The organism is Spirosoma montaniterrae (genome assembly GCF_001988955.1).
GTDB lineage: Bacteria > Bacteroidota > Bacteroidia > Cytophagales > Spirosomataceae > Spirosoma > Spirosoma montaniterrae.
In genome coordinates this window covers 881,177-905,091 of record NZ_CP014263.1, presented here as the reverse complement: position 1 = coordinate 905,091, position 23,915 = coordinate 881,177, and the positions used below count along the sequence as shown (strand labels likewise).

The 23,915-nt window shown below is 53.4% G+C and carries 24 protein-coding genes; 14 read left to right on the top strand and 10 right to left on the bottom strand.

What is annotated here, in order from left to right; all coding sequences use genetic code 11:
* Positions 1-160 precede the first annotated feature (160 nt).
* Complete coding sequence (locus AWR27_RS03875) at positions 161-2,029, top strand: sensor histidine kinase (protein WP_077129990.1); 1,869 nt, start codon at positions 161-163, stop codon at positions 2,027-2,029.
* Here the strand turns inward: AWR27_RS03875 and AWR27_RS03870 are convergent.
* From AWR27_RS03870 to AWR27_RS03830, 9 genes are all read right to left on the bottom strand, one after another.
* Positions 2,019-2,678 carry a response regulator gene (locus AWR27_RS03870; protein WP_077129989.1) on the bottom strand — a complete coding sequence of 220 codons (660 nt, stop codon included), beginning with the start codon at positions 2,676-2,678 and terminating at the stop codon, positions 2,019-2,021. The two genes, AWR27_RS03875 and AWR27_RS03870, sit on opposite strands and share 11 nt — an antisense overlap.
* A gap of 133 nt (positions 2,679-2,811) precedes the next feature.
* Complete coding sequence (locus AWR27_RS03865; RefSeq protein WP_077129988.1) at positions 2,812-3,423, bottom strand: hypothetical protein; 612 nt, start codon at positions 3,421-3,423, stop codon at positions 2,812-2,814.
* Between the two features lie 119 nt (positions 3,424-3,542).
* Positions 3,543-5,015 carry a M48 family metalloprotease gene (locus tag AWR27_RS03860; protein WP_077129987.1) on the bottom strand — a complete coding sequence of 491 codons (1,473 nt, stop codon included), beginning with the start codon at positions 5,013-5,015 and terminating at the stop codon, positions 3,543-3,545.
* Positions 5,002-5,649 (bottom strand): hypothetical protein, encoded by a 648-nt coding sequence (locus AWR27_RS03855; RefSeq protein ID WP_077129986.1) that lies wholly within the window; start codon positions 5,647-5,649, stop codon positions 5,002-5,004. Before AWR27_RS03855 ends, AWR27_RS03860 begins: the two co-directional genes overlap by 14 nt.
* Positions 5,609-6,661, bottom strand: coding sequence for a hypothetical protein (locus tag AWR27_RS03850; protein WP_077129985.1), 1,053 nt, complete (start codon positions 6,659-6,661; stop codon positions 5,609-5,611). The genes AWR27_RS03855 and AWR27_RS03850 overlap by 41 nt, the downstream gene beginning before the upstream one ends.
* A gap of 24 nt (positions 6,662-6,685) precedes the next feature.
* A complete protein-coding gene (locus tag AWR27_RS03845; RefSeq protein ID WP_232325966.1) occupies positions 6,686-7,681 on the bottom strand; it encodes a matrixin family metalloprotease in 996 nt (331 codons plus the stop codon).
* A 149-nt stretch (positions 7,682-7,830) separates the two neighbouring features.
* Complete coding sequence (locus AWR27_RS03840; RefSeq protein WP_077129984.1) at positions 7,831-8,427, bottom strand: bifunctional nuclease family protein; 597 nt, start codon at positions 8,425-8,427, stop codon at positions 7,831-7,833.
* A gap of 96 nt (positions 8,428-8,523) precedes the next feature.
* Entirely contained in the window at positions 8,524-9,486 is a 963-nt protein-coding gene (locus AWR27_RS03835; RefSeq protein WP_077129983.1) for an electron transfer flavoprotein subunit alpha/FixB family protein, read from the bottom strand.
* A 121-nt stretch (positions 9,487-9,607) separates the two neighbouring features.
* Entirely contained in the window at positions 9,608-10,345 is a 738-nt protein-coding gene (locus AWR27_RS03830; protein WP_077129982.1) for an electron transfer flavoprotein subunit beta/FixA family protein, read from the bottom strand.
* Positions 10,346-10,424: 79 nt separating this feature from the next.
* On the opposite strand from AWR27_RS03830, the gene AWR27_RS03825 reads away from it, so the two are divergent.
* A complete protein-coding gene (locus AWR27_RS03825) occupies positions 10,425-10,748 on the top strand; it encodes an enzyme of heme biosynthesis (protein ID WP_077129981.1) in 324 nt (107 codons plus the stop codon).
* 3 nt (positions 10,749-10,751) lie between these two features.
* Here AWR27_RS03825 and AWR27_RS03820 read toward each other — a convergent pair whose 3' ends face one another.
* Positions 10,752-11,549, bottom strand: coding sequence for a hypothetical protein (locus AWR27_RS03820; protein WP_077129980.1), 798 nt, complete (start codon positions 11,547-11,549; stop codon positions 10,752-10,754).
* Positions 11,550-11,767: 218 nt separating this feature from the next.
* On the opposite strand from AWR27_RS03820, the gene AWR27_RS03815 reads away from it, so the two are divergent.
* From AWR27_RS03815 to AWR27_RS03760, 12 genes are all read left to right on the top strand, one after another.
* The gene (locus AWR27_RS03815; RefSeq protein ID WP_077129979.1) at positions 11,768-12,577 is read left to right on the top strand and encodes a DUF6597 domain-containing transcriptional factor; all 810 of its coding nucleotides are present in this window, start codon (positions 11,768-11,770) and stop codon (positions 12,575-12,577) included.
* 14 nt (positions 12,578-12,591) lie between these two features.
* Positions 12,592-13,209 carry a response regulator gene (locus AWR27_RS03810; protein ID WP_077129978.1) on the top strand — a complete coding sequence of 206 codons (618 nt, stop codon included), beginning with the start codon at positions 12,592-12,594 and terminating at the stop codon, positions 13,207-13,209.
* Between the two features lie 6 nt (positions 13,210-13,215).
* Positions 13,216-16,278 carry a sensor histidine kinase gene (locus tag AWR27_RS03805; protein WP_083732741.1) on the top strand — a complete coding sequence of 1,021 codons (3,063 nt, stop codon included), beginning with the start codon at positions 13,216-13,218 and terminating at the stop codon, positions 16,276-16,278.
* Between the two features lie 86 nt (positions 16,279-16,364).
* Entirely contained in the window at positions 16,365-17,162 is a 798-nt protein-coding gene (locus AWR27_RS03800; RefSeq protein WP_077129976.1) for a hypothetical protein, read from the top strand.
* Between the two features lie 12 nt (positions 17,163-17,174).
* Positions 17,175-18,401, top strand: a complete 1,227-nt coding sequence (locus AWR27_RS03795; RefSeq protein WP_077129975.1) for a hypothetical protein — start codon at positions 17,175-17,177, stop codon at positions 18,399-18,401.
* A 25-nt stretch (positions 18,402-18,426) separates the two neighbouring features.
* On the top strand, positions 18,427-20,202 hold the full coding sequence (locus AWR27_RS03790) for a hypothetical protein (protein WP_077129974.1): 1,776 nt from the start codon (positions 18,427-18,429) through the stop codon (positions 20,200-20,202).
* Between the two features lie 42 nt (positions 20,203-20,244).
* A complete protein-coding gene (locus tag AWR27_RS03785; protein ID WP_077129973.1) occupies positions 20,245-20,589 on the top strand; it encodes a hypothetical protein in 345 nt (114 codons plus the stop codon).
* 208 nt (positions 20,590-20,797) lie between these two features.
* Positions 20,798-21,082, top strand: a complete 285-nt coding sequence (locus AWR27_RS03780) for a hypothetical protein (RefSeq protein ID WP_077129972.1) — start codon at positions 20,798-20,800, stop codon at positions 21,080-21,082.
* Positions 21,083-21,159: 77 nt separating this feature from the next.
* A complete protein-coding gene (locus tag AWR27_RS03775) occupies positions 21,160-21,633 on the top strand; it encodes an META domain-containing protein (RefSeq protein WP_077129971.1) in 474 nt (157 codons plus the stop codon).
* Positions 21,634-21,786: 153 nt separating this feature from the next.
* A complete protein-coding gene (locus AWR27_RS03770) occupies positions 21,787-22,488 on the top strand; it encodes a hypothetical protein (protein WP_077129970.1) in 702 nt (233 codons plus the stop codon).
* 92 nt (positions 22,489-22,580) lie between these two features.
* The gene (locus AWR27_RS03765; protein WP_157579125.1) at positions 22,581-23,390 is read left to right on the top strand and encodes a hypothetical protein; all 810 of its coding nucleotides are present in this window, start codon (positions 22,581-22,583) and stop codon (positions 23,388-23,390) included.
* Positions 23,391-23,419: 29 nt separating this feature from the next.
* Positions 23,420-23,860 carry an ester cyclase gene (locus AWR27_RS03760; RefSeq protein ID WP_077133782.1) on the top strand — a complete coding sequence of 147 codons (441 nt, stop codon included), beginning with the start codon at positions 23,420-23,422 and terminating at the stop codon, positions 23,858-23,860.
* Positions 23,861-23,915: the final 55 nt, after the last annotated feature.

The following is a 23,915-nucleotide window of genomic DNA, read 5'->3' as shown; positions in this document are numbered from 1 at the left end:
TCGCCATTTTTATAGCAATCTGACCAATCGCATCTGGCAAATTTCACGAGTATCAACTGGCTGCATTTATGATAAAAATCGGTTGATTATCTATTTCACCGTGCGTACATTCAACCGATACTTGCACCAGATACCGGTATCGGCTAAACCACTCCATTCCATGTCGTTCGCTGTTCAGCGCATTCCGCTGGTTATTTGGTTCATGCTGTTGCTGAGCCAGATAGCCCAGGCCCAGGTCACACTCACTGACTCGGTGTCGCGCTATGTGATTGGTCGGCAGGTGGCAATTCTGGAAGATTCAGCCCACCAGTACCGAACGCTCAGCGACGTGCTGCAACCAACTGTGCGCCAACGGTTTGCAGCCAGCACCCAGAATACGCCCAACGAGGGCTTTTCAACCGCTGACTACTGGGTTCGGTTCGATCTCAACAACCGGGCCACTACGACCCGACCGTGGTTGCTGGAAATCGGCTTCGGCAATTTTTCGGAAATCGATCTGTATATTGTCTCCAAACGTACCGGGAAGGTTATCCGAAAGCAGGGGGGCGAACGCTTCGGCGACCGGGGCCGCGAAATTTCGTACCACACCTACGTGTTTTATCTGCCCACAACCCCCAACGATGACCAGACGGTGTACATCCGGCTGGCATCTACGTTTGGGCAGGCTACGTTTCCGCTATTTCTCTGGCGCGAAGACCGCTTCATACAAACGGCGCAGGTGTCGGGGCTGCTTTGGGGATTGTACTACGGTATTTTTCTGTCGGTATTTCTCTATCACTTAACGGTCTGGCTCTTCACCCGCGAACGACGATATGGGCTGCTGAGCATTTACCTCGGAGCTTATCTGCTTTACGAACTGTCGCGGGGCTACTGCGTGGGTGCCCGGTTTTTGTGGCCGGGCAATGCGTGGCTCTCCCAACATTCGTTGTCTACATTCTTCACCATCACCATCAGTACGTTTCTGATATTCTATAGTTCAATTCTCAATCTGAAACGGGTAGCTCCGGGTTTGCAGACGATGCTCTATGGACTGATTGGTTTGAGCGTGGCTGGCTGGCTGCTGACACTCCTGGGGTTGCCCGGTGTTTCCACTAACTTAGTCATCACCATTGTAGGCGTTATTGTAGGCTCGTTCATCGTTTTTCTGGGTGGCTATGGCTGGTATCGCGGCTACCGGCCCGCCCGCTATTACTGGGCTGCGGGCGTGGCCCTGTTTCTGGGCGGGCTGATTCATTCACTCAACCGATCCGGGGCTATTTCCAGTGCCGATTTCTACGTACACTATACCATCAATCTTGGCTCTGTACTCGAGTTTATTTTCCTGACATTAGGCTTAGCCGATGCCATGCGATTAGAAAAACAGCAGAAAGCCCAGCTTCAGCGCGACATGGAGACGAAGGTAGAGGCCGCCGAAATGCGCGGCCTGACCGAAGAACGGGAACGTGTGGCCTCGGAGATTCACGACAATATCGGCAACCTGCTGCTCAACCTCCGCCAGTCGCTGCGGGGTATGCGCGAAGCCAGTAATCAGGACACTCTGTATGAGCCGCTCGAACGCATGGTGCAGCACACCTACGACGAAGTTCGTAAGATTGCCAATAACCTGTTGCCCGAAGAATTTGAACAGAAAGGACTGGCAGTGGCCCTTCAGGAACTGGTTGAAAGCCTGAATCAGACCCATCAGACACAGTTTTTTCTGCTCGTAACGGGTGCCGAGAATCAGCTTAAACCGAAAGTGCAGTTTCAGCTTTACTTAGTGCTGGTCGAGTTGGTAAACAATGTCATCAAACACGCGCAGGCCAGTGAAGCCAGCATTCGATTCAGTGTGAACAAAGACAACCTCACCATAGATATGCGCGATAATGGTATTGGTCTGAGTAAAACACAGAAAGGCAGCAGTGGCGGGCGCGGCTGGGCAAACATTCAGCAACGACTCGAGCGCATTGGCGGCACCGCAGCCGTAGCCACCGACGAACTGGTACACAAAGGCACCAGTATCCTGATTCGGGTGCCGCTGCTTAGTTTATAGTAGAATCAATCAGGCCGTATTTAAAGGCAAAGTGAGCAATACCAACGTTTGAGCGAACGTCTAACTTCTGCATCAGGTTTGCCCGGTGCGAGTTGATGGTCGATTCGCTGACTGACAGTTTCTGAGCGATTTCGCCGTTGGGCACGTCGCGGGCAATCAGCACCATCACCTCGCGTTCCCGATTGGTGAGGTTGCGTAACGCCTGCGGTTCTTCGTCTCGGGCATCGGCTCCCGACGACGCCCGCACCAGAATATGTACCAGTTCGGGGCTGTAATACTGCTTATTGTGGCGCACCGTTCGGATAGCCCGATACACCTCGTCGGCGTCATATTTTTTCAGAACGTACCCTTCGGCACCAGCCAGAATAGCCTCACGCACGTCGTTGTTTTTCTCGATCATCGTGTAAAAAACAACCTTGATGCTGGGGTGAGCCTGCTTTATGCGTACCAATACGTCGGTGCCGGTCAGGTCACTGTCGAGGTGCATATCGCTCACCAGCACGTCTACAGGTTGAGTTCGCAGAAACTGTATGGCATCGTGCGGACTGTGAACTTTCCCCACCACCGTGAGATCGTCTTTATTCTGAAGATAAAGAGCCAGCCCACTTACCACAATCGGGTGGTCGTCGAGTATAAGTATATTGGTCATAGAGAGGCTGAAACAGTACGTTCCCAGCCGATGCTATAGAAGAAACAGCACCGGCTGGGAGAAATGACTACATTGGCTTATTAAATGGCAATTTCGGTGATGCAACACGGTATTGGAATCAATTTTTAACTTATTAACTATTCGGTAGGGAGCCAACGCGCCGACCAGCCAGTTTACTCACCACTATCCAGAAACGCTGAGTTGCTCCGGCCATAGCCCGGCGTGCTACGTTACCAAGCACCCGCGTTCGGGTCGCATAAAACAGCCAGCCCGATTTTGTTTGCCCAAACATGTTCAGTTCACCTTCGTGGAGAAGCGAGTCCAGAATTTGCATTTGCGCCTGACGCAGGTCTTCGCGGGTAGTTCCACCCAGCACCACCCGCCGGCCCGTGCGCAGGGCGTCGATAATGCTGTTCAGGTAGTACCATTCGCGGTCGATAGCGGGCCAATCGAGCGAACGGTCGCGGCAAAGAAGGGTAATTTCTACGAGGTCCGATTCGCGCAGACGGTGCTGAGCCAACAGATCCGTTTTCTTCTCCAGTTCGAGTACACTCAAATAGCGAAAGTCTACCGTGGTATTCACCACGTAGGCCGCCACCCAGCGGTCAGGGTCGTTGGCACGGTAAAAAATACGAATCGTAGCCCGGTCTAAATAGCCCGCTGGAATGGGGGCACCGCTATTTGTTTTGTTGAAGGCGACGAAGCGGGCGTGTTCGTCGGAGCGAAGCAAACGGGACTTTAGCATGGGTACAGGTCAGTTTGTTTGCCCTGTTCATGCCGCTCTAAAAAAAAACACCCCCCTACGCAAAAAGCCAGCCCTGTTTGGGACTGGCTTTTATGAGCATTGCTCTAACTATCAACAACTTACCACAATCGTACCGATGCTTCGAGGCTGAGCGTATGCAACCACGCACTGATTTTTTCGCCCGACCCAACGGACAGATTCAGCAACTGAGGCTGGTACATGAGTCCAATCCGAACATGGCCGCTACGGGTCAGCCAGTTGGCATGGCTATAGCCCACCCCAATCACCGGGGCTACCGATGTCCGCTGCGTTGGCACCGGGTCTACGAGCAGTGCGTAGTTTTTATAGTCGAACGTCAGCGGTACATTCACCGATAGCCCTGCTGTTGCCTGCCATACACCCGTTCCGTATTTGTAGCGATTTCCCCGCCCGATTCGGCTGTATACATAGCGTGGCTGAACATACAGATATTGGCTGTTAAATACTTCTACCGTGCGCAGCCCATCGGCAAATGCCGCCTGAGTCGTAAATGAACTTGACGCTACTTTTACGTCGGTTTCGGCCCGGTGCCGTTTAAACCACGCACCAACGCCAAACCGCAGCCCCGCCACCCAGCCCCGGCTGTCGGTAGCAGCTACCGGCTCGCCATCCCGGCGCAAAACGGGCCGCTGATACACGCCACCACCCAGCACGTCGACCGAAAAGCGGTAACGGCGACTCAGCGAATCACGAATGTCGCGTTCGGTTCGGGTCAACTGTGCCTGACGTTCTTCATCGGCACTTAACAGTTGATAGGCATAAAATTCTTTTACTTCATGCTGAAGCGGTACAAAATCAATACTGTCAACCACATTCTGGTATTGCATTGCCAGCGTAGGCCGTTCAAATTTGGTCCAGTAGCGTTCAATCAGGTTTTTGCGTATAACTAAGCTGGGATGACTATCGGTTGAGGTTTCTTCATCGGGAATCCCTTTGTATACCGACAGCAAACGGGGCATTACGTCGAAAATTTGCTTGATATCGGCACGTGTAGCTCCTTTTTGTACTACCATCCATAGGCCCAGTGCGTCGGCTTCCAGTTCGTGTAAATGACGTTGCGGCATGGTAATGCCATACATCTGCGTTTTTTTGGCTTTGTTTCGCGATTTATAGCGCGTGTCTTTGGCAACTTCACCCGGTATCGACTGCTGCCGACCCAGCCGAAACGCCCGCTCGGTATGCCCCAGCAGATGATGGGCAATTTCGTGGGCCAGCACAAAGCGGTCGCCCAACCGCGACGATTTTACGAGATTATCAAGAAATGGCTCATCGTAGAAAACGTATTTCTGCTCATCTTCACATAGTTGTGAATAAATTGGCCCTACGTCTTTGCAGGCATACGGCTTCGGATAAATCCTGGCCGGATGCACGAACAGTTTACAGTATTCATTGATAATCTGCTGAGCCTGCGTATTCGAGTAAAGTTGTCTGCGCTTCTTATCAGCTTCTACCCGCTCGCACTCGCAGAGCGTCGATTTGGGCGCGGGCTGGGCATAAGTGCCAAAGTTCAGCACAGCAAAACAGCCGAAAAGTACTGCGTTAAAGATTTTCATCGGCTACAAGGTCGGTTAGTTCGGTGTGTGTATTTGTCAGTTTATACTGCTGTTGTTTCGTTTTCAGCACAAACACACCCCGCTTTTCAGTGCGTTCGAGTTGCCAGTTTTCTAACGACTCTCGGCTCAGCGACGAGCTGTAGATTTTCAGCGTATCTGAGGCCCAGGCGTATTGGTCGCGGAAAATCCAGAATCGGGGATTGCGATCATACCGAAGCACAACCGTCGAATCGTCGGTATCGACCATGCCGTAGTGATCGTCCCCGCCCGTGACCGGTACGCTGCCAATCTGCGGTTGCGCCGGGCGCATTTGCAAATAGACCCACACACTCAGGCAAAGCAGCACCAAAGCCGCCACGCCCACCAACCACGTCAGATACTGAATACCCTGCGGTGTGTGCTGCTTCCGGCCCGACGCCGAAGTGGTTATCGATTGCGACTGCTGGTAGAACCGGGTCGTCTGCTGCTCATGTTGTAGGTAGTCGACCACTAACCATTGTGTCAGCACACGCTGCTCCAATACAGGGTCGGCACGCATACGCTCCTCCAGTTTTGCCGCAACACCGGGCGGCAATTCGCCCAGCACATACTGTTCAATGAGCCAGGTTTGGGCCTGATTGTCGTCGGGCTGCATACCGTTGTTTTTCAGCTTGTTCTTTTTGTTTACGGGCGTTGGCTTCGGTCAGGCGGGTCTCCATCTGCTGTTTCACGAGCCGCCCGTATTGCGAATGCAGCCGGGCGTTCAGCAGGGCGGGCGTTACCTTCCGCACAAGTTGATCGAGACATGCCAGGTGCTTATCACTGATTTGCTTAGGGCTGATACCTACGTCTCCGGCAATGTCTTTCAGCTTCCGGCCTTTTGCGGTTGGCGAAAAGGCCACGTTAAACAAGGTGTCGAATTCGTCTTCGGTCAGGAGTGGAGGTTGCTCGGTCAGTTGCGCAAACTCGCCGATACGGTGCTGATCGATGCCGTAGCGTTGCAAAATAATTGTCTGGCAAACGTCGTCCATATCCATCAGTTGCGTCGCGATATGGCGGTAAGCCAGTCGATAAAAGTTAAACCGTTCACGCAACTGAATCTCGTTCGTCTGAAGTTTATTAAGTTGACTATCAGCTATTACCGAACGTTTTTGCTGGGTCTTGCGCTTTCGCCCCAGCGACCATATGGTTCGCATAGCAATGCCAATCAGCAGCGTACTGGCGGTTGATTCGAGTACGAAGCCGGGCTTTTTCAGTTGGCTGTAGAAACGGGCAATCACTTCCTGCCGAATATCGGCTTTGTAGTCATCTCCGGCGTCGGGTATGTACGTGGTTACGTACCAGTTAATGTAGCGGTCGAGCGGTTGCGTGTACCGGGCGAGGGTTTGGTCGTCGATGGCGTCACGCTGAAAGCGGTCGGTCTCGATTTGGTCGTGCAACATGCGCCCAAGCATATTACTTTGCCAACCGTCGGTATGACGAAGCGAGCGGATAACCGCTTTTGCCGCCCGCCAGGCCAGGGTTGTCGCTTTTGTATGAGCCAGCCCGTAGGTTGTTCTGGCCTCAGCAATAAGTGGTTCAATTACCTGTTCGGTAAGCGTTTGCTCGGCTTTAAACCCGGCCCGAATGCCCTTCGCAAGCGCATGGGCAACAGAACTATCTGACATGAGAACAAGAGCAGGTGTGGTAAGCTATTGATAATCAACAACAACGTCGTAAGCTCCGCTATTGTCGGTTAAATTGGCATCATTAATGGCGAACGTTAGCGTGGCATATAATCGACCGTTCGTGCTAAACGTTGGTTTATCTTTCCAGAACCGCCACTCTGTTTCGTTATCTACTTTGTACATAACGGCAGCATGTGGGATAGTCTGTATGAGGTTATATTCAGGGAGTATGGCAAAGCCAAATGGCCCATCTACTCGCCCGTCCGGTCCGCTTATTCCAACAAAGATGCCTACCGTCATCTGCCCCGATGCCTTGATTACAACCGTTCCTTGTTTATCAAACTTGATGGTCTGCGTAATTTCTTTGTTTACTTTGAGCGAACAGGGCAGAAATTTTACATTCGCCAAATCGGCGCAGGGCAATGGATACAAGCTGCGGACAGCCAGCGAATCGGCCCTTGACGGCATGGTAGGTTGCCCGGCAAAAATTGGCGACATAATCGAGTTGGTCTCCTGTGAGGTAGCCACGCCCAGAATTAAACCTACCTGATAAGCAACGGCTTTAGTCAGGCTGCTGCCATCCCATTCGTGAGCGTTGCTCAACAGCACGGTACGCACTCCGTTGCTTGCCGTGCGCAATGCCGATACCGTTACTGCCGAACCCGGCACAAGCCCTGTAACTACCGGCACTGCCTGCGATTGCACCACCGATGGATCGGCAAACTGAATTGTGATTTCAGGGCGGTCGGGCAGTTCGAGAAAGCCAACATTAGGATTGATGCGCGACCATACGGTAAACCCGGCCCGAATGGCTTCGCGCTGGGTTGCGTTGTCGAGTCGGGCAAAGGTATTGGCAATTGTGTATCGATAAGCGCAAACGGCAGATGTTCGCTGCGACACATCGTTGCGGCTGGCACTGACATACACAAACGGCTCGGCGTTGGGAGCCACCTCCTGGCAACGGCAGAATAGACCTGTCAGCAAGAGCAGAGCAAGTAATTTCGATGGTGAGGATAGCATGAGATTAGTCAGCGAGTGTGAAACAGGCATTGACAGAATCAGCAAGCAATATACTGATACTAATGTGTTTACCTCACCGTATCTCAAAAAAATATTGGGCCAGCCCAGCAACCCGGATTGGCCCAATATGCGTATTCGTTCAGCAAGTCTTAATTCCGCTTGCTCATTTCGTCGCGGATTTTGGCGGCCCGCTCGTATTCTTCGTTGCCGAGTGCTTCGTCGAGCATTTGCTGCAGTTCTTCCGACGATGCGTTTTTCAACTGATCACCAAATGAGCGCGACGAGGGGCGATTCGATGAGCGAACCAGTTCTTCCTGTTCTTCGTCTTCATCGGCACCAGTGGCCGTAATACCCGCTTCCGACAGAATAGACTCGTTGGTATAAATTGGCACGTCGAACCGGATGCCGATGGCGATGGCATCCGACGGGCGAGCGTCGATGATGGTTTCGCGGACGCCGTCGAAGCAAACAATCTTGGCGAAGAAAATGCCTTCGCGCAGGTCGGAAATCACAATTTCGCGCACCGTGAACCGGAACTGCTCGGCAAATTGCTTGAACAGATCGTGGGTCATGGGCCGGTTGGGCACAATTTTCTCGATCTCAATGGCAATTGCCTGCGCTTCAAACATGCCAATAATGATCGGCAACCGACGATTGCCGTATTCTTCACCCAGCACCAACGCAAACGAACCCGACTGCGACTGACTGGGCGATAGTCCTAATATTTCCAGCTTAATCTTATCCACGACGCGAAATTAGCAATTAAAGTAATGAGTTATGAGCGATGAGTCATGAATTGGCAACGAAAAATAGTTCATCACCCATCGCCCATAACTCATCACTTAAAGAGCCTGAACCGCTTTCGTCAGACGCGGCAATACCTCAAATACGTCACCGACAATGCCGTAATCTGCCGATTTGAAGAACGGGGCTTCGGGGTCTTTGTTGATAACAACAATTACCTTCGAGGAGTTTACGCCCGCCAGATGTTGTATGGCACCCGAAATACCTGCCGCAATGTACAGGTTCGGACTAACCTTAATACCGGTTTGCCCAACGTGTTCGTGGTGGGGCCGCCAGTCGAGGTCCGACACGGGTTTCGAGCAGGCCGTTGCCGCACCGAGAGCCTTTGCCAGTTCTTCAACAATGCCCCAGTTTTCGGGTCCTTTCAGACCGCGCCCCGCCGAAACCACCAAATCAGCTTCGGGCAGCAGCACATCGCCGGTGGCTTTTTCGGTTTTCTTCACGGTAATGCTGAAATCACTATCGTTCAAAGCCGGGCTGAACGCGTCAACCGTAGCCGTAGCGTCGGTTTCTTCGGGCGTGATGGTATTTTTCTTGATAGCCAGAATTTTCACGTCGGCTTTCAGGTCGTTGTAGGCGAACGCCTTGCCGGTGTAGATGCTGCTTTTTACGCGGAAGCCGTTCGAGAGGTCGGGCAGTTCGATCACGTTGGCCGCCAGACCGGCTTTGAGTTTACCGGCCAGCCGGGCGGTCATAGCATCAGCCAATGACGACTTCGCCAGCACCACCACTTTGCTGCTTTCCTGCTGAGCCGCAGCCGCCACAACGGTAGCATAAGCCATGCCGTTGGGTTCGTTCAGCTTAGCGTCGGCAGCATGAAGCACCTTCGTCGCACCAAACCGACCCGCCGAAGCCAGTTCGGTATCATCGGCCTGACCAACGACTACCGCCGTGGCCGACGTACCCAGCATTCCGGCGACTTTCGCGCCATAGAAAATAGCTTCCTGCGACGATTTTTTGAGTTTCCCCTCGTCTAACTCGACAAAAATTAATACAGACATTTTCTTTAATGAGTTATAGAGTTATAGGGTTGTATAGTTGTAAAGTTTGCGGTCGCCCGGTCTTGTTTGTCGTAGGCAGAGCAACTCTACAACTTTATGACTATACAACTTTACAACTTAGTTAAATGACTTTAGCTTCGGTGCGGAGGAGTTGGATGAGCGTTTCGGCTTCGTCGGCCTTAATCATCTTCACAGCTCCGCGTGGGGCGGGCAGTTCATAACTACCAACGGCAGTCAGCTTATCGGTGCCGACCGGCTCAACCACTCTGAGCGGCTTGGTACGGGCAGTCATGATGCCGCGCATGTTCGGAATTTTCCACTCGGCAATCGGCTCCTGGCAACCCAGCACCAACGGCAGTTTGGCTTCCAGTTCTTCTTTACCGCCTTCGATTTCACGAGTGATTTTAGCCACATCGCCCTCAATATCCAGCAACATTACGGGCGAAATCGACGGGATGCCCAGCATTTCGCCTACGATGCCATGAACCTGACCGCCGTTGTAGTCAATTGATTCACGACCCATCAGAATAAGGTCGTAGTTGTTTTCTTTGGCGATAGCGGCAATCTGCTCGGCCACGAAATACGAGTCGGTGGGTTCGGCGTTGACCCGGAAGGCATCGTCGGCACCAATGGCGAGGCACTTGCGAATCACCGGCTCGGCGTCGGCTTCGCCAACATTCAGCACCGTTACGCTGGCACCAAGTTTTTCTTTCAGTTCAACGGCCCGCGCCAGAGCGTAGTCGTCGTAAGGTCCGGTAATGAACGCAACACCTGCTTTGTTTAGCTTTGTGTTATTGTCCGTGAAGGCAATTTTGGTGGTGGTGTCGGGCACACTCGTCACACACACTAAAATTTTCATGGGCTTTGTGGTTTAATTTTGGGCAAATGTACTAACTGTTGACACAGATAGTATGCACGCATACTAATTTTTTACTTGAATGAATAACGACCGTATCCAACAATTAATTCGATTTGTACAGGAAGAACCCAATGAGCCGTTCAATGTTTACGCGCTGGCGATAGAATACGTAAACACCCAGCCCGAACAGGCCCGGTCCTATTTCGACCAGTTGTTGAGCGAGCATCCCGATTATTTACCAACCTATTACCATGCGGCTGCGTTGTATGCGGAATTGGACGAACGCGACCGGGCGGCTGCTTTGTATGCGAAAGGAATTGCTTTGGCAAAGGCGCAGAACAATGCCAAAACGCTGCTCGAATTGCAACGGGCGCAACGGGCATTTGAGGAAGACGAATGGTAATGTTTACCGCCGTCGTTTTTCCTGTACCAGCTCCTGTTTGAACAACAGCGGCACAGTAGCCTGCTCGGCAACGGAATAATTAATAGCTAAATAGTTGGCGTTCTGCACCTTGGGCAGATACACGAATCCCCTCACAGACTGCCCCGGCTGAACGATATTGGTTCTTAGAGCCAGTTCGCGCCAGCGGTATTCTTCGTAGTCGTACCGCTGCATCCGGTTGGCAAAGGTGCCATGATCGACAGCCCGCTTAACGGCTAACGCCTGATACCCAACATCGTGCGTAACCCGATTATTGATCCATTCGCGGGGTGAGCGGCTCTGGCCCGACGATGAAACGTCTGATGCAATCAGGGCCACCATCAACACCGTATTCATGATTTTGGCGCGTTTTAGCCGTTTTTCTTCCTGTTTGCGTTTCAGATTCATACGCCCGGCTTCATACGTTGGGTCGGCGGCTGCGCGGCTAATAAGTTGGTTGGCGTTGTTCGGGTCGGTCAGTGTGTCCTGAGCAGCACCGAGGGCCGCAAACCGAAAGTCGGCAGGATTGACTTCAATGGGCTGGTCGGTTTTGTTTTTGATTTCAACGTCGAAAGCCACATAATCCAAATCTTCGCGCTCGAACGACGCCACCACGCCTACCCCATTCTGTTCGGCTTTGGTAACGGCCCGCCCGTCGATAGTTGCCACATCGCCCGAAACAGGTTCGAGCCGGTACGTTGTGACGGTGGGCGCACACGCCGACAGCAGGGCTGCTGTAAGTCCGGCCAATGCATAGAGCTTTATAGGAAAACGTGTTTTCATAACCCGCTTACTCTGATCTATTTATGACCGGTAAGTAACCGTAAATATAAAGAATAAATTAGTTGTGTTACGTTAGAATCCAATTAGATTTCTGAGCATCCTACGCAGCTTTACCGATTGATAAAAGTACGCCGGTCTGTTATTCATCAGTACGTTTATTTCGACAAATTACCCAACCAATCCGTTAGCGGTTTGCCACTTTATAGCTGATTTGTCGTATGCGTTACCAGAAGATCAAGCCTGCTGCGCACCTCGCTCCGTATGTGGAGTGCTATTTTGCGTGGGAAAAAGCTGATGCATTGGCGCAGCCGCTTCGTATCGAATCGCCCCCAACCGGGTTTGCCTCGATGGTATTTTCTTACGGCGATCCGTACTACGTTCAGACCGAAAAGCACACTACCCTTGCACCCGCTTCGTTTCTGACCGGGCAGGCCACCCGGCAATACGAACTCGAACTAAACGGACGCATTGGCATGGTGGGAATCGTGTTTCGGCCCGCTGGCTTGAGTACGCTCTTCGGCCTGCCCATGTACGAATTTACCGACGAGCGCGTGGCCCTGCCCGACGTGCTGGGTGCATCGCTCACCGATCTGCACGAACAAATCTGCGAAAGCCCGTCGGTGGCCGGGCGCGTGACCCTCCTCGAACAGTTTCTGAACCGGCAACTGCTGCGCCGGGGCGATAGCTTCGACCGCACCGATTATGCCGCCAACCTGATTGTTGACAAGTATGGCATGCTGACCGTCAATGAATTACTCGACGACTTATACGTTTGTCGACGGCAATTTGAGCGGCAGTTTCTGCAAAAAGTGGGTGTTAGTCCGAAGTATTACGCCCGCATTCGGCGCATAGGGTATTTATGTTCGTTGCTGGCGCAACAACACTGGCAAGTGGCCGACTGGCAGGATTTTATTTTTCAGGCCGGTTATTACGACCAGTCGCATTTTATCCGCGAGTTCACGCAATTTACCGGCAAGCGACCAACGCTCTACTTGAAGGACAACACCGAGTTGAGTCAGTACCTCTAACCCACACCTATGCTATGAAGAGACTGTTGATTGTTGACGACCATCGTTTGTTTTCGGAAGGACTCCGGTTCATGCTCGACCAAACCACCGACTACACTGTTACCTCGGTACTGTGGAGTGGACGCGACCTGCTCTATACACTGGTTCGGCAACCGGTCGATCTGCTGGTGCTGGACATCGATCTGCCCGACGTATCGGGTTTCGATCTGGCGCAGACGGTTCGGCGGTTATATCCGACGCTGCCTATTCTGGCCCTATCGATGTTGAGCGATACGCATTCGATGGACCGTATGCTGACTGCCGGAGCCACGGGTTACTGCATCAAAAGTGCCGACTACGACGAATTGCTAACGGCCCTGCGAACGGTCAGTGCGGGCCAGACTTACCTGCCTGCTACGTACTTTGAACAGCGACACGCCAGCCGAAACGCGCTCGACAGCAGCGGATTATCCGAACGTGAAGCCGACGTAGTACGCTTAATTGCCGGGGGTGCGAGTGGCAAACAGATTGCCGACCGGCTGTGCATCAGCCCCCGCACGGTAGAAACGCACCGCAAAAATATTTACCGTAAGCTGGGTGTGCACACCAACATCGAACTAACCCGCGTAGCCCGGCAAAACTGTCTGCTTTGATTGCCTATGGTACGTTGCCTACTGGTTCTGTTATCGCTACTCCATTCATTGCCGCTATCGGCCCAGTCAAACAGGGCCGGGCCATTTAACGCGCCCGAGCCGATGCAGTTTGAGCATTACGGCCAAAGCGAAGGACTGTCGCAGGGAACCATCAACGACATGGTCAGCTACGATGGATTTATGTGGTTTGCCACGCAGGACGGTCTAAATCGTTTCGATGGTCTCACCTTCGACGTATTTCGTAAAGCCGGGCCGCATTCGCTCAACAATAACCTGATTCAGACGCTGCTGGCCGATTCGCGGGGGCGGCTGTGGGTTGGTACGGGCAGTGGCATCAATATCTACGACCGACGCGATGGTACGTTTCAATCGTTTTTCGAAGCGTTTAGGCTGCACCACCTGATTGAGCGGGCGGCTATTCACAAATTGTTTGAAGACAAGCGGGGCCGCATCTGGATTATCACCACCTCGCTGGGATTGTTTTGCTTCGACCCGGCCCGCCGGACTGTGCGTCCGTTTTTCGCCAACGACAACACCTTAGTATCGGGCTGCGTAAAACCATCGGGCGAGGTTTGGGTGGTCATGCTGAACGAGTTGTTTCGATACGACGAGCGGAGTGGCACGTTCAGGTCCGCACAGATTCGGCAGAAACTGCACACGAACTCGCTCATCCGAACCGTATTCTCCGATAAACAGGCGCATTTGTGGGTTACTACCTCAGAAGCTGGTGCGTTCCGAATAGGGCCAACGGGTATGGCAACCCAGTTTTCGACCCGCACGACGCCCTACCTGACCGGCAACGACGTAACGACGGGTATGTGCGACCGGGCCGGGCGGGTCTGGCTCGGAACCCGCACGGGCGGGCTGTGCATCTATCACCCCGGCACGCAACAGTTTCAATACGTCCGGCATTCGCGGTATAGTCGGCGCAGTTTGGCCGAAGATTTTGTCTGGCAGTTATATCAGGACCATCAGGGCATTGTGTGGGTGGGCAGCAGTAGCCAGGGCATCGACAAATACGACCCGCAACGATTTCCGTTCGGACTGATTCAGCAAAACGACGAGGCTCCCGAAGCTACCCTGCCCGATAACATGATTTTCCGAATATTCGGGCAGGGCGACAATCTTTACATCGGCACCGAAACAGGCGGGGCGGCCCAGTATTCGACCACCACCGGACGCATGACCTCGCTGGCCCGGCTGGTACCGAAGTCGGTTAGTGCCATGAACAACGAAACCCGTGTTATAACCGCCGATTCGGACGGGCAGTTGTGGTTTGCCAACTGGCGCGAGGTAGCGCAGTACGACCCTGTTCGGCGCAGGGCGCGGGTATATCCGGCTACGGGCATCCGCACGCAACTGTACACCTACGGCGCACTGGCCCTGACCGATTCAACGGGCCATTCGGCAGAGCTTTGGATAGCCGGGCAAGGGGGTCTGACCCGTTTCGGTCTGCGGACCAGACAATGGAAAACCTGGCACGACCTGCCCGCCCTGCAAGCCGTTTCTGCTTATAACACCCGGCTTATCTACCAGCCTGTTCGCACGATGGTCTGGCTCGGCACACTGGGAAACGGGTTGATTGGCTACGATCTGACTCGCCGAACGACCGTATCGTTTACCGATAAAAATGGGCTATCGTGCGCTAACGTCCGGGGCCTGCTGCAAACCGGCTCGATACTGTGGGTAGGTACCGACTGCGGCCTGTATCAGCTTGACCTGCGGGCTGGCCGGGTAGTACGGCATTATACACAGGCCAACGGCCTGCCCAATGAGGTAATTTACGGCATACTCAGCGATAATCAGGGCGATTTGTGGTTGAGCAGCAATCAGGGGCTGACGCGCTTTTCGCCCAGGCTCGGACGAGTTGTAAAAAACTATGATGTGACCGACGGGCTGCAAAGCAACGAGTTCAACACCAACGTCTGCTACAAGCATACCGATGGTACGCTGTTTTTTGGGGGCGTCAACGGCATTACCTACTTCCGGCCCGATCAGTTTAGGCCGAACCGGTTTGTGCCACCCGTAAAAATAACGGCGGTGTCGGTTTTCGACAGTGCTTACAATCCGAACCGACAGCAGCTAACGCTTGGCCCGCGTCAGAACTTTGTGCAGTTTGCATTTACGGCACTGAATTTCTCGAACAGCACCAAAAACCAGTTCCAGTACCAACTGGCTGGCATCGACCCCGGCTGGGTACAGGCCGGGCATCGGCGCACGGCTAACTACACCAACCTGCCGCCGGGCGACTACGTGTTTCGGGTAAAAGGCAGCAACGACGATGGTATCTGGAATAACCGGGGGGCATCGATGGTGCTTGTCATCGAGCCGCCTTTCTGGGGTACGTGGTGGTTTCGGCTGCTGCTGCTGCTGTTGCTCATGGGCGGCATGTACGGCCTGTACCGCTACCGTATCTATGCCCTTCAGCAGCGGCAGGCCAACGAACTGACTGTAACGGTTCGGACGCAGGAGCTCGAACGACAGCGATTTGCCAAAGAACTGCACGATGGCATCGGGGCCAATCTGTCGGTGCTGAAGCTGTACCTGAGTGCGCTGGGCAGCCCCGGTATGTCGGTCGAGGCCATTCGGGACCGGTCGCTGATGGTGTTGAGCAGTTCGGTCAGCGACGTGCGCTCGCTGGTCCACGACATGCACCCGCGCCACCTGCACGAGCAGGGCCTGGCCCAGACCATTGCCGACATGGTGCAGTTGCTCAACGAGAGTCGGCAGCTACGGGTGACGTATCAGGCGCAGAACCTGCCCGACACGCTGCCTGAAGCCGTTGAGATCAACCTATTCCGGGTGGTGCAGGAACTGCTGCAAAACACCCTCAAACACGCGCAGGCCACCGAAGCTATGCTCACCCTCCGCACCACTCCCGACCAGCTTTACGTTGACTACCACGACAATGGCCGGGGCTTCGACGCTACCCGGCCAAACGGCGCATCGGGCGGCAATGGCCTGTTGAACATCCGGCAGCGCGTCGAGTTGCTCAAAGGCAACTGCCACATTACTTCCTCGCCCGGTGCGGGTACCTCGGCCACCGTTTCGGTGCCGCTCGCTACGTAATACTACGTGGCAAAATACCAAGATTATGGTATGGATTGCCGCCCTGTTCTACAGGAATTTTGTCGGGTTACTAAACCCGTACACACATGGCAACGTATCAGAACGACTACCTGAGCGAATTTGAGCAGGAGTTTGGAACCGACACCGCTTTCGAGACTGAAACGGACAGCGGTTCGGCTTTTGAAATAAATGATGAATTTGAACTGGAAACCGATTCCAAAACGTCGGCAGAATGGAGTAACCCGGACAATGAAAACTGGCTGAATGAGTTCGACTCCCGCGAACAGGAGTATGAAGACCGGCTCTACGCGGCTTTCAACAATGAGTACGAAAGTAGTTTCGAAATGGAGCAGGAAATTGACCGGGTACTGCACGAAATGGAGACCGAGTATTTTTTTAATGGTCTGAAAAAATTCGCGCAGCGCAATCTGGGCAAACTGAAGTCGATAGCAAGCCGCTATCTGCCCAAAAATACGCTGCAATCGCTGGCCCAACTGGCGGGCGGCAACCTGCGCGGGCTGCTCAAATCCGACCTGTTCAAAAAAGGGTTGTCATTTGCAGCCAACGCCGTAGCACCGGGCATTGGCGGGGCCATTGCGGGCCAACTGCTCAACCGAGAAACCGATACGGCCCCAGTGGCCCGCCAACAGGCTCGACAGGCCGTACAAACCGCCAAAACCGCCTATCAGCACCTCGCACAAAATCTCGGCAACCTACGCCCTGGCGACCTCAACGCACAACTGAACAGTCTGAGCCGACAGGCGTTGAGCGTGGCCCGGTCGCAGGGTGGTTCAACCTGGAAAGGCAAACGTCGGCGCGATATTCCAGTGCCGGCAGGCGCAACCGTGGTGGTGCGTAACGACCGGGTTACAATTTATTTCTGACGCACCCTCGGTATGAAGCCGCCGGTGTTTTTTCTGAACAAAATCGAGTCGCTGCGGCTACGGGCCAACGCCCTGACCGAACTGCGCCGGGATATTAGCCTGCCCCCCGAACGCGACCTGAAACCCGAACAGTGGGAAGCCCTGGAAAGTCAACTCAACAGTACGGCCAACCAGTTGACCACCAAGTTAAAAAGCTATGCCGATCAGTTTATGTCGGACCAGAATCGGCCCGATGTGCGGGTTCGTTTGGTGCAAGCTTTAGGCGAACTGGAGATGGACATCACGCAGTCGTTTACATTCTACGATACGTATATGGACGTGCTGACGCAGCGACTAAGCCAGCCCATTGGCAGTTTGCTGAAAGGCTGCGACGCCATTGCGCTCGACGGCACCCGTCGCGGCTTTTTAGCCGACATCACCATTCCACCGGTGGTGTACTGCGACCGGGGGTTCGGGGCCAGTACCTGCCGCGAAGGCGTACCGCTACTGGCCAATACGCCCAACCCCATGCAGTTCATTGCCGTGCCGTATTCACGATTGGTTGAGAAATACAACCTCATCTCGGTTTATCACGAAGTGGGGCATCAGACGCTGATGAAACTGAATATGGTGCCGTTGCTTCGGCGACTGTTCGATGAGCAGTTGGGCAAGGCGGGCGCACCTGCATTTGTGCGGGCGTTATTTGCCAACTGGGTGCGCGAGTTAGGCCCCGACTTCTGGGCGTTCTGCCTGACGGGTATGGCCCAGACGTGCAGCCTGCGCGACGTATTGTTTCTGAGCCATGAACAGGCTACCTACCTCACCACTCGTCTGACCCACCCGCCCGGCTACCTGCGTTTTCTGGTATCGGTGGCCTGGTGTCGGCACATTTGGGGGCGGGGCGACTGGGACGAGTGGGAGCAGAACTGGAAGCAAAATTACCCGCTGACGCGGCTCCCGGCCCGGATGCAGGAAGCCTACCAAACGCTCGAACGATTTTTGCCGGTGGTGGCCCGCATTTTCTGCGAAACCCGGTTTACAAAGTTTGACCATAAGCCCATCAGCGGATTGTTCTCGCTCGAAGACCTGTCGCCGACGGTCCTGAAACGACTCGCAAACGAAGCCGCCATTCGTACAACCAGCTTTCGGCAGCAACCTATTGGCGTTCAGTTGGCCGTGTTTCGGCTGATGCGCGAAAGCCGGCAAACCAGCCTCCGCACGTTAGATACCGCCATGACTGAATGGCTCACAAACCTGTAGCAATCACCTAAACCCGTTTACGCCCATGGCAACGCTATTCGTGAATCCAACCAACACCTTCGACTGGAAGGCCATCAAAACGTTTCACCTCCGCAATCAATACAACGAAACCCTGAGTCTGGTCGAGTCCGGCTATTTCGACACGCAATACCCCGGCCCGTCGGCCCTGCCCAACTTCCTGAACCGAAACTACGCCCTGACGCTGGCAAAGTTTATTTGCGACTGCGCCAACGGCCCCGCCACCTCGAAAGGTCGCGATTTTGCCGACGAGAAAACCAAACTACAGCAAGCCGACACCGACCTTCGCAGTAAAACGCTGGTCTTAGATAAGGCCCGTCAGGAGTTGGTTGAAGCCTGGCAACTTATGGAGTTCCGCATCAATGAGGTAGAGATAGCCGAGTATGCCGAACAACGCGAACTGCGCGAAGCCTTATTCAGCAATACCGACCTCGACAGCAAATGGAAAGCATTCGACGCCAAAACAAAAACGCTGAAAAAGGAACAACTGACCAGCCCATTGGCCACGCTGGCCGATAAAGTAAAGAAGTTTGCGCTGGCCCAAAGTGAATGGAAAGCCAGTGACGACGATTACAGCCAGAAAAAAACGAGCTACGACAACGCCGTTGTGAAAGCACGGGTTGTTTTCGCGAACACCGAAAACGCCCTCAAACGAGCGCAGAAACAGTTTGAACAGGCGCCCAACATCCAGACCAAAACCAGCCTCGAAGCCGCCCAAACGGCTTCTGATTCGGCATCTGACCAACTCAACGCCCTAACCACCGGGCGGACCGCCCGAGCCGACGCCTGTTTCGACCGCGACCCAACGGAGTTTTGCCTGCCGTTGTTTCACTATGAACGGTTGTTCTCATTGCCCGACGACCGACTCATCAAGGCCAAAGACAAAGACGGCAACCCCATCAGCCGCGCCTTCTTTGCCTTCGCTACCCAGGGCCTGACCGTGGGCGCGGTGCTGTGGCTCTACTACTACGAACGCATGGGCATTTTCAAGATTCTGGGTGCGCTCATGGACGACTATAATTACACCGGAAAATACACGCTCTCTGGCAGTCGGCGCGACAAAAACGGCAACGCCAACAGCTATTCGGTGCTGATGGACGCCGTTTGTACGTTACACCGGCTGGGCATTTCCTCGAACCTGCGCGACCGGGTTTGTACCTACCAGCGCGTGTTAGGCGTGAGTCTGGATAACACGGTGAATGCCAAAACCGAGCGCAACGAGGGCTTTATGCAATCGTTTAACAAGCTCATCGACTACATGCTGGAGTATTACAAAACCAAGCAATTGTCGAGGGCCATCAACAACGCGGCAGAGTTTCGGTCGTCGGTGGCTACGCAAACGTCCATTCGCGACACCATCAATGTGCTGAAGCAGCAGTTTGAGCCGTTTCAGTACGGGCGCAATCAGATCAACACCTTTCTGGGGATTGCCACCGTACATATGACGCTCTGTTTGCTCAACAGTGTTCGGAAAGAAATTGGTATCCCCGACCAGTACGAGCGTCCCGAAGAGTTTATTCCGGCGGCTTATGACCTGCTGGTGACGGGCCGACCCGTAACGCTGAACGAAACCAACCGTTTCATCATCCACGACAACTGCGCTTCGTATGGCTACCGGTTGCTGACCGACATCGAAACCGCCGACCTGTCGCAGTTTTCGACGGTGGCTGTGGGTGGCACGCTCGACCTTTGGCTCGATGACGTAGAAGGCTGGGTAGAAGGCTACCGAAATGCCTACGCATCCCTGCCCGAACGCGCCACAGCCCTCGTATCGGCTAACTAACCCCAAAAACGTGTTCTTAGCCATCCGATAAACACCACTGTCATGGAACGAAACCTATTGCACAAAGAGATGACCACACTACACGAATCTGACTTAACACTATCCCTGGGGCCTGTAAAGGTTCATGCCATTGTTAATGTCTGGCTTCCCAAATCGGTGTATGAGTTAATCAATGATGGAGAAACTGATGAAAATTACCTGACCGACCACGTTTTTTTCGAGCGGCATCCCGAACGAAAAAGAAGGCGCATTGGCCGCGACGAGCGGGGAGCTATCCACGAATGGCACACCATTCGCACCTATCTTATCCGCCCATTGGTACAGCTTGTTCGTCAAAAGATGAAAGGATACGACCACGTAGTACTCGAATTTGACCAGAAACCCTGACAATGTCCTCAGAACGTTTCTAAACATCCGCTGTCATGCGCCGGGTCAGGTACATACCGCCCCTATTTTGGCTCATTCTATCGCTGCTGGCTATAGTGGCCGGGGCCGTTGGGTTGTTGCTGCTTTGAATGAGCCTTCAACGAACGTGTCCTGTATAATTCAGCGCAACCTATTACCCCATCATTCGCTAATTAAACCGTTCACTGCTATGACTAATTTCTCGATTACCCACCTTTCGCTCGTTACGGTACTGCTGCTCGGCGGGTTGCTGGCCTGCCAGCCGCAGGAACCCGTTTTGGCACCCACTCCGTCGGGTGCACGGATCAGCGCGGCCAGCCTGATTCCGGGCGTAGAAGTGGTGGGACTCACCGAAACCATCAGCGGTTACGGCTACGACCAGTTGGCACACGCCTTCGACCGATTGCTGCTGGGTCTTCCTTCGCCGACCTCAGCAGCCGATGAGCTACGATACAACGGCCCCTGTAACTGTTGAGTAAATGTCGCATTTGCCCAAGCGAGTCTGCTTAGGTACAGATAGATTTTCGGAACGCTTTTCAACCAATAAACACGATGTATATCAACTATTTATGTGCGGCTGCGCTGTTGCTCAATGCAGCTTGCCAGAACACAGGCAAACCAGCCACACCGGCTGCTGAGGCTACGGCCCGCTCACCTATCGACGGAGCCTGGGAACTGGTCGAAAATCGGGTCGATGGAAAACTGGTGAACCCGAAGCGGCCCCAGCAACTCAAAATTTTCCACGATGGCTTTTTCAGCTTCATGCACCTGGACCCCGATGGTAGTTTTCATGGCTCGGGCGCGGGTACGTACACGCTCGATGGCAACCGCTACCGCGAAACGTTCCGGTACTACTCCGACACCACCTGGGTAGATTATGCCGACGAGCAAACGTGGGAACTCCGGGGCGATACACTCCTGTTTGCGGGCTTTAAAAAAGTCTTCGACCGCAGCGGCAAACAGATGCCCGCCGATGCCTGGGGTGGCGACAAATTTGAGGAGAAGCGCGTTCGGGCGAAGCCATGAATTACAACAGATGCTTTCCGATTACATCCTTTTCGTAACATCGTTTAAAAACAGACCAAACCAATGAACCAATTATTTTCCCGCACGAGCCTACTGATTGTCTGCGAATACTTAAGCTGGCAACTTAGTTTGACATTTCAAGCGTACTAAACCATGAAACCCTTCCCCGATTCCATTAGTCTTTCGCTCCAGGAAACCCTGGCGGTGCTGCTGCCGGGGGCCGTCCTGACATTCTTTTTACTGTTGTTCGACACTGCAGCCCTGAGTACGCACACATCTGCTTTTCTGCAACAGGCCTGGGCGAAAGGTGTCGCGTTTTTTGGATCGGCTTATTTCTTTGGATACGTAACCTACGTAGTAAGTTCGCCCTTCGATGGGATATATGACCGTATAAAACGGTACGTGTTGGGAATTGATACCGGCAAACCTGTCAGGAACTGGGTCACTACGTGGCTGTTTCCGCACGTAGCCGACACCCACGCTTTAATTATAGAGGTTGTCGAGTATAAGAACGAGGATATTGGCGCTAAATACGATGGTTTTAGACACCAGATTATTGACGCCTATCAGTACGCATTTCGGCGATTGATGAAAGAAGAACCCGCCATGTTCATCGAAGTAGAGCACTATTACGCTACGGCCAAGTTTTTCAGAAGCATGGTGATTGTCTGGACTTTTGGTAGTGCCGTGTGGGCAGTGCGGGTGAATGGTCCTGATAAAGACTACGCCGTACTGTTCCTCTTGCTGGGTCTCCTTTCTTTCTTTGTGTTTCTCAACCGCTGGCGCAAAGCCAATCACGTGGCGTTCAAGAACGTAATCATTATTGAAGGGTTAAAAACCCGAAATAGCCAATAGGAACGACTCGTCTCTGAATGTCGCATTTATACAATTCTACGTCGGTCAAGTCCGGTAGTTTTGTCGTCATCATCATCTCTTTTAATACGACAATGAAGCAATTCCTGCTTTTACTGACGCTACTGCCCGCGCTGGTTTTTGAGTCTGACGAGCCGGCCAGCAAATTGAACGGCGCGTTCCGGCAAACGAAAAACAAATACGGCAGTATGACCGAATGGCAAACCAGCGACTCCATTACGATCATCAAAGTGTTTCGCGACGGCCACTGGCTGGCGGCTTATTACAACGACAAACGCAAAGGCAGAACCTCGTTCGACGGAGCCTGTGGCGGTACGTATGCCCTGAAAGACGGCAAGTACGTCGAGACGGTTGGCTACTATTCGTGGGATTCGACCGCCGTGGGCAAGGTCTATTCGTTCAGCTATAACGTCAGTCCGACGCAGTATGAGCAGTACGGCAAAATGAATTCCGATAAGTACAAAGATTACCCCATCAACGAAGTCTGCGAACGCATTACGGCCAAAGAGCCGCTTAAGAACAACGCGCTCGAAGGCGTCTGGTTCATGCGCGAAGGTTCCTGGGGCGGGACAAGTCGCTTCGGCGAGGGTACGTACAAGGATTTTGAGGTGGTGAAGATATTCAGCTACCCGATGGTCGTGTACGCCTACTACAACCCCAAAACCCGGAAATTCGACGGGGCGGGTGGGGCGATGTATCAGTTCGATGGCAAGACGCTCACCGAAACCAACGAGTTCTGGTCGTGGCAGACCGATGGCTCGCGCCGGGGTAACATAGAAACGTTCAGGGCGACCGTAAAAGACGGGCAATTCGTGCAGCAGGGCTGGGACGGCAAACTGCGCGAAGTGTGGGCAAAAGCCCCTTCTCCAGCAACTAACAAATGACTAATCAACCAAATAAATTCGCCAAAACCATGCAAACCGCACAACAGGAATCTGTATCTGAAATGAGCCGCAAAGGAGCTTGTATCGCCTTCTTCACCGCTTACGACGACCTCGACACCGCCCGGATGATTGGGCTGGCCGCACCCGATGCCACCGTACATTTTCTGCCCCTGGGCGATGCAGGTAAGGGTTCATTCTGGGAGTTTGGCAAAGCCGTCTGGGATTCGCTCATCGATTGCTTCCCCGATATCAGCAACTCGGTCGATAGCCTTACTACCGAAGACGACACCGTTACGGCCAACGTGACCATTGGCGGTACGCAGACCAACGAGTTTCTGGGTATTCCAAACAAAGGGTTGCGCTTCAACTCCGACCATGTATTTGTTTTCAAATTCAACGACGCCGATCAGATTCAGAGCCTGACCATCAACTGGGATGCCGCCAGTTTTGCCAGACAATTAGGTAGCTAAAGGGAGAGTAAAAAATGAAGCGTGAGGAATGCTGAGCGGCAACGGCATTTTTCAC